Below are 11,242 nucleotides of genomic sequence, written 5' to 3'. Positions count from 1 at the left end.
CCGATACGATTCCTTTGCGCAAGCATCACCCCTGGGGGTACACTGAACAAATAGGGGGTGGCCATGCCGGGAGCTCCGATTCGCATCGCGATCGTCGACGATCATGCGCTCGTGCGCGCTGGCTTTCGCCGCCTGGTGGCGGCGGCGCCCGACATGGAGGTCGTCGCGGAGGCGGGCGACGCGGCGGCCGCCATCGAGGTGGCCGCGAAGTGGCGACCGGACGTGATGCTGCTCGACGTGAGCATGCCGGGTGGCAGCGGGCTGTCGGCGCTGCCGGCGATCCGCGCGTCGTCGCCGCACACGCGGGTGCTGGTGGTCACGATGCACGACGATCCGTCCTATTTGCGCGCCGCGCTCGCCAGCGGGGCCGCCGGCTACATGGTCAAGACGAGCGGCGAGTCCGAGCTGGTCGGCGCGATCCGGACCGTCCACGGTGGTCGTACCTACATCGATGTGGCGATCGACGCGCAGTGCGCCGCCGGGTCGCAGCCGAAGATCCAGGCGGTCGCGGCGCTCAGCGGGCGCGAGCGGCAAGTGTTGGAGATGGTCGCCTACGGCCATACTCACCGCGAGATCGCGGAGCGCCTGTCGGTGAGCGTCAAGAGCATCGAGACGTACCGCGCGCGCGTCGCCGACAAGCTCGGTCTGCGCACGCGCGCGGACGTCGTCCGCTACGCGCTCGAGCACGGCATCATGTCGCCCGACCGAGATCCGACCAAAGACGCATAGCCACGGCGGGCGCGCGGGGTCGGCGACATGTGGGTGCCGCGCTGCGATGTGAGGCCCGCGCGCACCGAACTGCGCGCCGCGTCGGCACCGCTACAGAAAACGCGGCGACGCACGCGTACGATCGGTGTGCTTGACAACCGTCGTACGGCAACAGGCGAGAGTGCCGGCCGCGCTCCGCGTCCGCGTTCGTCTCGAAAACTGGGCGCAGTTCGAGGAACTGCACACGCGCGACATCAGCCGCGGCGGCGCGTTCTTGCGGCTCACCGCACCGCCGGCGCCCGGCACGCGGCTCGACCTGGTCATCCGCGCGCCCGACGGGCGCGAGGTGTCGCTGCCGGCCGAGGTGGCCCACGTCGTGAGCCCGGAGCGGGCCGCCGCCACGGGCGCGACGCCGGGGGTCGGCGTGCGGTTCCTCGACCTGGGCGATAGCGAGCGGGCGGCGGTCGACGCGCTGCTGGACCGCGCGCGCGCCGTCGCGGCCGAGGGCTCGAATCGGGCGGCGGCGATCGCGGCCGAACCGGTCGACGTCATCGCGGCACTGCGCGAGGAACTCGGCGAGCTGAAAGAAAAGGACGATTTCGAGGTGCTCGGACTGCCGCACGACGCGACCTCGCGCGACGTCGAGCGCGCGTACCTGATGCAAGTCAAGCGGTGGCATCCGAAACAGTATCGAGACGAGCCACAAGCCGTGCGCGAGTTGGTCGCCGAGATTTTCATCCGCATTCAGCGCGCGCGCGATACGCTCGCGCGCGAGACGGCGCGCGCCGAGCTGCGGCGCCGCAACGCGGAGCGCGATCGCAAGCGGCAGGCCGAGCGGGCGTTCGCGTCCGCTGCGGCCGATGCGGCGGTGCCGCATGCGGAGGCGCGGCGGCTGTTGGCGGCCGGGCGGTGGGACGAGGCCGCGCGGCACCTGTCGGCTGCGCTCCGAGACGACCCGGCGGACGCAGCGGCCCGCGAGTGGCGCGCGATTGCGCTGGCGCGCGCGGCGCTCGCGGGCGGGGATGTGGCGGCCGCGGCGATCCACCTCGAGGAGGCGATCCGCGTCAACCCGTCGAGTGGCGAGGCGATCCGGTTGTTGCGCGGGTTGCGCGACGTGCGCCGCCGGACGCGCCGAGAGGTCCTCGCGCGCCTGGTTCGCGGCAGGTCGATCGATGGGTAGCGCCGAGATGGACGCGGCGCGCGGGCGTCGGCTGCGACGGGCGGCGGGGCGCCCCGCGCGCGGCGCGCGGTGGCTCCCGCGCGCGCGGCGATCTACGCTGATCGCGATGAGCGGCACGAGAGCGAGCGGAGTGTGCGGCGCGCGAGCAGCGGCGGTCGCCGCGGCCGTGGCCGCGGCATGCGGCGGGGCGGCGGCGACGGCGCCCGATGACGACGAAGCGCGTGAGGTGTGCCCGGTCGGCGCGTGGCAACCGCCGCCTCCGGAACCGGCTCCCGTCGCCTGGTGGACGGATCGCGCGCGAGCGTGCCCCGACGGAACGACGCTGCGCGGCCAGCCGCCGCCGTTCGGCGACGAGGTGTGGTGCGAGAAGCCGGACGGCACGCGCTACGGCCGGTGGACGTGGTGGTACGAGCAGGGGCGTCGCGTGAGCGATGGCGCGTACGACGCCGACGGCCGTGCACACGGGCTGTGGGTTGCATGGCACCGCAACGGAAAGCGCAAGATGCAGGGGCGCTACGTGCACGGCAACAAGGATGGGCGCTGGGTCATGTGGTACGAAAACGGCGAGGTGTCCACCGACCTGCACTTTCGCGATGGCGTGGAGGACGGGCCGTGGGTGTGGTGGTATCCGTCGGGGAACCTGGCGGGGCAAGGGGCGTTCGTGCGGGGGAAGCCGGATGGGCGATGGGTGCGGTGCTCGGAGCGCGGCTACGTGACGAAGATCGAGGTGTACGACCACGACAAGCTGGTCGACTGGATCGACTTCGAGGACGGGCGCCGAGTCACGGCGTACTGACGGCGGGCGGGCGCCGGGCGCGGACCGGAGGTCGGCACGCTGCGGCACTGCGCGCGCGGCCCGCGGCGGTCGGCGCCGGCGGCTCGTCGCGCCGCGGCGGGCGCCGAGCGCGGGGCGGTGGCTCGGCGGCTCGCCGCCCGCCAGCAGGCGGGGCAACCACGGGAAGAGGGCTACCGGCGCGCGGCGAGGTCGTTCATGCGCGCGGCGAGGGCGAAATCGGCGTCGGTGATGCCGCCTGCGTCGTGCGTCGTGAGGCGAACGGTGACGCGGCCGTAGACGTTGCACCACTCCGGGTGGTGGCCGAGCGCCTCGGCGACGAGTGCGCAGCGGGCCATGAACCCGAACGCGGTGACGAAGTCGTCGAACACGAAATCGCGGTGGAGCTTGCCGTCGACGATCGACCAGCCGTCGAGCGACGCCATGCGATCCGCGATCTGTTCGGGCGTAAGCGGACGTGCGGTCATGGCGGGAGGTGCGGGCTGTGCGCCCGACCGCCAGTTTACCGGCCCGCCTCCATGAGGATCCACTCGTTGATGATGCTGATCTCCGCGGGGGCGAACGCGTCGCCGGCGTGCTCGCCCTTGGTGACGAGCAAGCTGGTCGCCGGATCGCCGCTCACGAGCCTCGGGTTGGCGGTGAGCGCGTCGTAGTTCGCCGCGGCGTCGGCGCCGAGGAAGTCTGGACCGTTGCCCGGATCGACCCCCTGGTGGCACACGGTGCACGCCCCCTTGGGGCGCGGCAGCGCGAGCAGCGGCTGGACTTCGGTGTCGAAGTAGTCGCGCGCTTCCGTGGCGCCTCCGCCGCGACCCGCGTCCGGCCCGCCGCCCGGCCCGCCGGTGGCCGGATCGACGGGCGTGAGTTCGCCGACGCACGCCACCATCCCGACGGCGCCAGCCGCGACGAGCACTGTGGCTAGCCTGCGCATGGCACGTCCGCCCATTGCAACGCCGGGACCATTCCGGGTTCCTGTCGTTTCCGCACGATAGCCGGGCACGGGCTGGGGACTGGGCTCACCGGCAGGGGGCAGTGGCCCACAGGGCCAGATCGGCGCGGCCCCGGCGCGACCGCGCGGGGCCGTCCGCCGCCGCGTCGCCGGCCGGCGCGCGACGGGTCCGGTCGGAGCGACCGCGACCGCAGTCGCTTGGGGTCACTCGCGATCCGCGATCAGTAGATCGAAAGCCCGGCCGTGAACTCCTGGACGCGCTCGCCGTGGGCCTGGGCGATGCCGGCGCGGCCGGTGAGCGCCAGCCGCGTGGTGAGTTCGAGCTGCAGCAGCACGCCCGCGCCCAGCAGCACGCCGCGGGTGTCCCGACCGGGGCCGTCGTCGAACAGCGCCGCGCTGCCGATCTGGCCGTAGCCGCCCGCGTGGAACTTGCCGGCGCGCAGCAGCATGGCGTCCAGCTCGAGCGCGTAGCGCGCGTCGAGCACGGTGTTGGCCAATTCGTCTTCGCGCCAGCCGAAGGCGATGTCGGCCTGCAGGCCGAGCTGACCGGTCGGGAAGTAGCCGAACTGAATGTGGGACAAGAAGCCCGCGTCGTTGGTGTCGCCGCTGGATGGAATTTGCCCGGCGCCGAGCAACACCGAGTAGGTCCATCCGCGCCGGTTGAGCGGGGCGCGGCCGAGCGGCCGCCACGGGCCTTCTTCCGGGCGAATGTATGCCTTGCGCGCCCACGCCGCGGTTTCGGGCGTGAGCTGGGCCAGCGGCACCCAGCCATACTCGCCGTTGGGGCCGTACAGGTGAACCGGGTGCATTGGGTGTACCTGCACCCAGCCGTCGTAGCGGGCGCCTTCGGTGATGGCGAGCCCGACGGCCGCGAGCGCGGCGAGGATGACGTAGTACTCCGCCTTGTCGGCCTTCGCCTTCGCGAGCTTTTTCGGGTTGGGGCGGTGGCGGTGCACGTGGTGGTGGCCGCCGCCGACGTGCACGTCGCCGACGACGACGACGGTCGCACCTCCCTGCACGCGCGGAGCGGCCGGGGGCTGGTCGTCCGTCACGAACCCCTGGATCACGCGCACGCGCTGGCCGCGCTGTTCCGGCGGCGTCTGCGCGAGCCGCTGCAGCTCCTGGTGCGGGATGCGGTGGGTGGTGCTCAGGCAGCCGCTGAGGCCGACGGCCGCCGCGAGCGCAATCGACAGGTGGCGAAGCATGGCGGGGAGGATAGCCGGGAAACGCCGGCGACGCAGGGCGTGGCGGTGGGGCATGCGGCGGGGCGGAGCAACCTCCGGGCCAGGTGCGCGCGACGGGAGGGCAGGACGTTACGCGCCCCGGCGTGAAACGGCGTTGTCAGAGTGTGGCGCGGTCGACGCAGTGTACGGCTTACGCGGCGGCGAGCGTTCGGTCGAGTGCGGCCAGCAACAGGTCCACGTTTCGCGCGGTGGCGGCGTGTCCCATCAGTCCGACGCGCCACACGCGCCCGGCGAGCGCGCCGAGCCCGCCGCCGATTTCGATGCCGTAGTCGGCGAGCAGCCGGGCGCGGACGGCACGCTCGTCGAACGCATCCGGCCTGCCGGGCACGCAGACCGCGTTGAGCATCGGCAGGCGCACGTCGGCGGGCGGCAGCAGCGACAGGCCGAGCGCGTCGAGGCCGGCCACGAGCCGCGCGTGCATCCGCGCGTGGCGCGTGAACCTCTCGTCGAGGCCCTCCTCGAGCGCCATGCCGACGGCCTCGTGCAGCGCGTACAGCATGTTGACCGGCGCGGTGTGGTGGTACGCGCGGTCGCCGCCCCAGTAGTTGCGGACCAAAGACAGGTCGAGGTACCAGCTCTGGACCGGCGCGCGCCGCGCGTCGAGCTTGGCCACCGCGCGCGGCGACAGGGTGATCGGCGCCAGACCGGGCGGACACGACAGGCACTTTTGCGACCCGGAGTAGGCCACGTCGATGCCCCACGCGTCGACCTCGACCGGCATGCCGCCGAGACTCGTGACGCAGTCGACCACGAGCAGGCCGCCGGCGTCGTGGACCGCGTCGGCGATGCCGTCGAGCGGCTGGCGCACGCCGGTGGACGTCTCGGCGTGGACGACGGCGAACACGGCGGGACGCCGGTCGCGGATCGCGCGCACCAGGTCCGCCGGATCGAACGCGCGCCCCCACTCGACGTCGATCGTCTCGACCTTTGCGCCGCAGCGGCGCGCCACCTCGGCGAGGCGGCCGCCGAAGGCGCCCTGGACGGCGACGAGCACGCGATCGCCCGGTTCGACCACGTTGGCGATCGCCGCCTCCATGCCGGCCGATCCGGTGCCGCTCACCGCGAGGGTCAGGTCGTTGGTCGTGCGGAACAGCGCGCGCAAGCGCGCGCGCAACTCGTCCATCAGCGCCAAGAACGCCGGGTCGAGGTGGCCGACGGTCGGCCGCGCGAGCGCGGCGAGCACGCGGGCCGGCACGTCGCTCGGGCCGGGGCCCAGCAAGATGCGTTCGGGAGGATGAGTCATGCGTCCACCACCGTGTCGGCCGCTTCCGCGGCGCGCGCCACGCGCGTTCCCCGCGGCAGCGCATGCCAGATGCGCAGCGCCATCGCCAACCCCGCCGCCGCGAACGGCAGCAGCGCCAGCGGCCAGATCAGCCAGTTGCTCGGATCGCGCTGCGCGGCGCCGGTCGGTGCCAGGGCCCCGACGAGGAACGCCTGCAATCCGGTGCCGAGATAGACGAAGCCGTCGACGATGCCGACGACGATGCCGGTGTTCTTGCGCCCGCCGAAGTCGGCCGTCGCCGTCCCCGACAGGATGCCGTGCACCGCGATCACCGCGGCCTGTGCGGAGACCGCGGCGATGCCGCCGAAAAGCGGGTTTGCCCCGAGCGTGGCGGCCAGCGCGGCGTAGCTCGCGATCAGGATCCCGTAGGAGATGCCGCACATCGGCGCGCGGCGCGACTGAAACAGCTTGTCGGACACCCAGCCGGTCGCGTTCGCGCCGACGACGCCCGCGATCAACAGCGCGAGGCCCCAGTTGGCGGAGATCCACATGTCGTGTTTGAACCCCGCCTCCTTCGCGTAGATCGGGTACCACTGCATGACGCCGTTGCGCAGCACGCCGCTGCAGAACTCGATCAGGCAGACCCACAGCAGCACCGGATGGGTGAGGATCTTCCGCACGGCGGCGACCACGGGCAGCTGCTGGCCGTCGTCGCTGAGCGACTCGTCCCCCGTGTCGAAGTCGTCGAAGCCGGCCTCGCCCGGAGTGTTGCGCAGCCAGGCGAACATGATCACCCACATCACCGCGAGCAGGGTCGCCGGGACGAAAAACAGCATCCAGTTTTCGTCGACGCCCGAGCCGCCGAGGCCGAACACCGCCGCGAAGGCTCGCGCCGTGGTCCCGAGGTGCCCGGGTTCGGCGCGCGTCGCGGCGACGATCGCGGAGCCCCAATCGAACGCGAAGTAGATGCCCGCGGCGATCAGGACGCCGAAGATCGTCGAGAACGTGCCTCGCTCGCGGACGTGAAACCACGGCGCCTTGACGGTGACGATCGACACCGCACCGAACGACTGGAAGTACATGTTTGCGGCGTACAGCACGACGAACACGCCCGTGAGCGGGACCGCCCAATCCCAGTTCGCCGCCGCGTACAGCGCGACTCCCATGCACACGTTGGCCGCGAGCGCTCCGGCGGTGCCGATCAACATGCCGCGCCGGCCGCCCACGCGATCGATGAGCGGCCCGTTGATCAGGAACGCGAAGCCGTAGACGAGCGAGCCGACGCCGAAGATCGTCCCGAAGGCTTCCTTGGACAGCTGGTCGCCGAGCGCGTTCTTGGCGACCGTCAGGTTGTAGCGCCCCATGTACAGGAACGCGTACGCGAGGCCCATCGGCAGCCAGTTGGCGAGGCGGCGCGCACGATAGCGCGCGCTGTGGTTCGGGGCTGCGCCGGACACGTCGGGGCGTGCCTACCGCAGCGGGGCGATGGCCGTCAACCGTATGGGTTCGCCGGGGCCGGCGCCGTCACCGCGGCGCCGCGCCGAGCTGCAGCGGCAGGCCCGGCCGGGGCGCGTCGGCGAGCTCGCCGCGGTGGTCGAACGCCACGTCGATCGGGCCGACCGGCGTCGCAAACGTGAGGGTGCCGCGCAGCGCGTACAGGCGGTTGCCCCCGGCGAGCTGCCGGGCGACGGTCGCCGCGCCGGCCAGGTCGACGTGGAGCGCCGCGCGCACCGCCGCGGTTCCCCGCGGAGGGATGGTGGCGTCGAGGTCGAAGGTGCCGGCGACCGCGCGCGCGCCGCCCAACGACAGGGTCCACGTGCCGTGTCGCAGCGGCACGCCGAAGCCGTTCGGGTTGGCGATCGACAAGTCGACGTAGCCGGTCGCGTCCGCGGCCGTCACCGACGTGATGCCGACGGCGCGGACGTCGACCTGGGGAGACTCCGCGGGCCGGGGCAGGGCACCGCACGCGGCGGTGAAGGCGCCGGCGAGCGCGGCGGCGGACAGGAGCATCGATCCAGGCAGGCGACGGTGCATGGCCGCGGCGAATGCAAGCGGAGGGCCGGCCGGGCGCCGGGACGCGCGCCGCGGTGGCCCGCGACGGGGCCGCGGGCGTGTCGACGCCGGGCCACACCGTGTGGCGCGCGCGCGACAGGTCAGCGCGCGGCGGCCCGCGCGCGCCGCTTTGCGATCCACGCCCGCAGGCGCTCGGCCGGCCACGTGTTGAGGATGGCGTCGCGCGGGACCCAGCCGCGCATGGCGTGCTGCACCCCCCAGGCCACGCGGTCGAGGTCGGTGACGTGGTGCGCATCCGAGTCGACCGTGAAGACCAGGTCGTACGCGCGCGGCCCGCCCGGCTCACCGCGCGCGCGCCACAGCAGCTCGGCCGGTGCGTCGAGCCGCGACAGGGCGGCGTTCAGCTCGATCGCGACACCGGTGCGCGCGGCCTTGGCGAACACGGCGTCGACGTCGAACTCGATCCCGGGGCGCCGGCCGACCAGTCGCCCGGTGAGGTGGCCGAGCGCGTCGACCGCCGGGTCGTCCATCGCGGCCAGCAGCCGGCGCGTCTGTGCGGCCGCGTCGAGGTCGAAGTGCGAGTGCACCGCGGCGATGCACCAATCCAGCGATTGGCGAAGCTCTGCGTCGTAGTCGAGTTCGCCGTCCGGGCCGATGTTGAGTTCGGCGCCGTGCAGGATGGCGATTTGCGGGAACCGCGCGCGCAGTCGTGCGATGTGGTCGCGCTGTTCGGCGATGCGGTCGCGGCTCACCCCGTTTATGGCGAGCTGTTCGCCGTGGTCGGTGATGGCGACATACGCGTAGCCCCGGGCGACCGCCGCCGCGACCACGTCGTCCAGCGAGCTGCGGCCGTCGCCGGAGTAGTCGGTGTGGACGTGCAAGTCGCCGCGCAGGTCGGCCGGCGCGATCGGCGCGGGCAGGGCGCCGGCCTCGGCCAGTTCGATCTCGCCGAGGTCTTCGCGCATCGGCGGCGGAACGACCTGCAGGCCGAGCGCGGCGTAGATGTCGTCCTCGGTCGCGGACGCGATCACGCGGCCGGTCGCGGCGTCGGCGAGTCCATATTCGTTGAGCGTCCAACCGCGCGCGAGCGCGCGCTGGCGCAGCTTGATGTTGTGCGCCTTCGACCCGGTGAAGTACTGCATGGCGGCGCCCAGGTGCGCGGGTGCCACCACGCGAACGTCGATCTGGAGGCCAGACTGCGTGACCACGCTGGTCTTGGTATCGCCGCGGCCGAGGACCTCGCGCACCGACGGCAGCCCGACGACGCGGTCCATGACCGGCGCGGGGCGCTCCGATGCGACCACCACGTCGACGTCGGCGACTGTTTCGCGCAGGCGGCGGAGGCTGCCGCAGTAGACCGCGCGCTGCACCTCGGGAAGCTCGGCCAGCGCGGCGACGAGTTGTTCGGCGACCGGCAGCGCGTCGGCGATCGGCGTGCGCCGGTCCTTGCCGGACATGCCGAGCCGCTCGATCGCGCGAAGGAGCTTCTCCTCGGTCTTGGCGCCGAACCCTTTGAGTTCCCGCAGGCGGTGTTGCGCGATCGCCGCGCGCAGATCGTCGACGTTGCGCACGCCGAGTTCGTCGCGCAGTCGCGCGAGCATCTTCGGGCCGAGGCCCGGAATGTGGCTGAGCTGAACCAGCTCGGGCGGGTATTTGCGCCGGAGCTGTTCGAGCTTGGCGATCGTGCCCGTTTCGTAGAACTCGCGGATCTTCTGCGCCGTGCTCTTGCCGATGCCGTCGATCGCCATGAGTTCGGCGAGCGACAGCGACTCGAGCTGGCCGCGGTGCGCCTTGATCGCGTGCAGCGCGTTTTCGTAGGCGCGCACGCGAAACGACTGTGCGCTGCCCTCATCGAGGGTGGCCAGCTCCACGAGTTCGCGAAACAGCGCGATCAGCTCGTCGTCTCGGGTGGGCACGGCCGCAGTGTAGCGGACCTCGACCGGCCGTCTGCTATCCTGGCGGTGCCCCCGGTCGGCTGCCAGGATGTCGCGCGTGCGTTCGCTGTTGGTCGCTTCGGCGGTCGCCTTCGCGGTCGCAACGGCCGCGTCCGGCTGTGTGCGCGCGCGTTACGCGGTACAGGCCGGCTTCGGCCAGCTCGACCTGTGGCAGCGAGCGCGTCCACGCGCTGAAGTCATCGCGGATCCCGATACCGATCCCGCGACCCGGGCCCTGCTGATCGAGGTCGACCGCGTGCTCGCGTTCGCGCGCGCGAGCGGTCTGGCCACCCGCGGCAACTACGATCGCTACGTGCCGATCGCCGGCGAGGGCGTGGTGTGGTTCGTGACCGCGTGCCGGCCGCTGGCGTTCGAGCCGAAGCTGTGGCGGTTCCCGCTCGTCGGCAGCTTTCCGTACCTCGGCTGGTTCGATCAGCGCGACGCGATCGCGTTCGCGCGCCGGCTCGAACGCGCGGGCTGGGAGGTGTACGTGCGGCCGGTGGCGGCGTATTCGACCGGCGGATGGCTGCGCGATCCCGTGCTGTCGACCATGTTGGACCCCGGACGCGGCGTGCGCGGGCTCGCCAACACGCTGTTGCACGAGCTGGTGCACGCCAACGTGTTGGTGCCGGACCAGTCAGTGTTCAACGAGAGCGTCGCGACCTTCGTCGCCGACGCGATGACCGCCGACTATCTCGCGCAGCGCTTCGGCGCCGCGTCCGACGAGCTGGCGCAGTACCGCCGCGAGCTGGCCGACGAGCGGCGCGCCGGCGAGCGCCTGCGGCGCGCGGTCGCCGACCTCGACGCGGTGTATCGGTCCGACGCGCCCGAAGCGGTCAAGCGGCGGCGGAAGCGGCGGCTGCTGCGCGCGCTCGCAGCCGACCTCGGGTGGGGCGAGCCGCCCAACAACGCCTACCTGATGCAGTTTCGCACCTACCACGCCGGCTTCGCCGCGCTCGCGCGGTTGCGCCGCGCGTGCGGCGCGTGGCCGCGGGTGCTCGAGGCCCTGCGCGCGGTGACGCCGCGGGACTTTCCCGCGCCGCAGCACGAGCCGATCGACGCGGCGGTGGCCGCGTCGATCGGGCGCTGTCGCGCCGACTAGCGCGGCGTGCGAGCGACCCGCCAGGTCGCGGGCTACGGGTCGGGGACGGGTATGCGATTCCGCAAAATTACAAGGTGTTTAAAATTTTCTTGTATTTTTG

Annotated in this window: 11 protein-coding genes; 4 read left to right on the top strand and 7 right to left on the bottom strand. The window is 72.6% G+C overall.

The window, feature by feature from the left end; all coding sequences use genetic code 11:
• Positions 1–63: 63 nt before the first annotated feature.
• The 3 genes from D6689_12605 to D6689_12595 all read left to right on the top strand — a co-directional run bounded on the left by D6689_12605 (position 64) and on the right by D6689_12595 (position 2,684).
• The gene (locus tag D6689_12605; protein RMH40895.1) at positions 64–729 is read left to right on the top strand and encodes a DNA-binding response regulator; all 666 of its coding nucleotides are present in this window, start codon (positions 64–66) and stop codon (positions 727–729) included.
• A gap of 124 nt (positions 730–853) precedes the next feature.
• A complete protein-coding gene (locus D6689_12600; protein ID RMH40891.1) occupies positions 854–1,888 on the top strand; it encodes a hypothetical protein in 1,035 nt (344 codons plus the stop codon).
• Positions 1,569–2,684 (top strand): toxin-antitoxin system YwqK family antitoxin, encoded by a 1,116-nt coding sequence (locus D6689_12595; protein RMH40890.1) that lies wholly within the window; start codon positions 1,569–1,571, stop codon positions 2,682–2,684. The genes D6689_12600 and D6689_12595 overlap by 320 nt, the downstream gene beginning before the upstream one ends.
• Positions 2,685–2,854: 170 nt before the next feature.
• Here D6689_12595 and D6689_12590 read toward each other — a convergent pair whose 3' ends face one another.
• The 7 genes from D6689_12590 to polX form a co-directional block, all read right to left on the bottom strand.
• Positions 2,855–3,148 carry a 4a-hydroxytetrahydrobiopterin dehydratase gene (locus tag D6689_12590; GenBank protein ID RMH40889.1) on the bottom strand — a complete coding sequence of 98 codons (294 nt, stop codon included), beginning with the start codon at positions 3,146–3,148 and terminating at the stop codon, positions 2,855–2,857.
• A gap of 35 nt (positions 3,149–3,183) precedes the next feature.
• Entirely contained in the window at positions 3,184–3,591 is a 408-nt protein-coding gene (locus tag D6689_12585; GenBank protein RMH40888.1) for a hypothetical protein, read from the bottom strand.
• A gap of 257 nt (positions 3,592–3,848) precedes the next feature.
• Positions 3,849–4,832 (bottom strand): hypothetical protein, encoded by a 984-nt coding sequence (locus D6689_12580; protein ID RMH40887.1) that lies wholly within the window; start codon positions 4,830–4,832, stop codon positions 3,849–3,851.
• Positions 4,833–5,001: 169 nt separating this feature from the next.
• The gene (locus D6689_12575; GenBank protein ID RMH40886.1) at positions 5,002–6,114 is read right to left on the bottom strand and encodes an alanine--glyoxylate aminotransferase family protein; all 1,113 of its coding nucleotides are present in this window, start codon (positions 6,112–6,114) and stop codon (positions 5,002–5,004) included.
• A complete protein-coding gene (locus tag D6689_12570) occupies positions 6,111–7,484 on the bottom strand; it encodes an MFS transporter (protein ID RMH40885.1) in 1,374 nt (457 codons plus the stop codon). The genes D6689_12575 and D6689_12570 overlap by 4 nt, the downstream gene beginning before the upstream one ends.
• Before the next feature lie 133 nt (positions 7,485–7,617).
• Positions 7,618–8,103 (bottom strand): hypothetical protein, encoded by a 486-nt coding sequence (locus tag D6689_12565; protein ID RMH40884.1) that lies wholly within the window; start codon positions 8,101–8,103, stop codon positions 7,618–7,620.
• A 143-nt stretch (positions 8,104–8,246) separates the two neighbouring features.
• Positions 8,247–10,091 (bottom strand): DNA polymerase/3'-5' exonuclease PolX, encoded by a 1,845-nt coding sequence (gene polX, locus D6689_12560; protein ID RMH40883.1) that lies wholly within the window; start codon positions 10,089–10,091, stop codon positions 8,247–8,249.
• Here polX and D6689_12555 point away from each other — a divergent pair.
• A complete protein-coding gene (locus tag D6689_12555) occupies positions 10,090–11,142 on the top strand; it encodes a hypothetical protein (GenBank protein RMH40882.1) in 1,053 nt (350 codons plus the stop codon). The two genes, polX and D6689_12555, sit on opposite strands and share 2 nt — an antisense overlap.
• Positions 11,143–11,242 lie beyond the last annotated feature (100 nt).

It is taken from the genome of Deltaproteobacteria bacterium, assembly GCA_003696105.1.
Taxonomy (GTDB): Bacteria; Myxococcota_A; Polyangia; order Haliangiales; family J016; genus J016.
The sequence above is the reverse complement of the archived record's forward strand: the minus strand, read 5'-3'. Positions and strand labels throughout refer to the sequence as shown.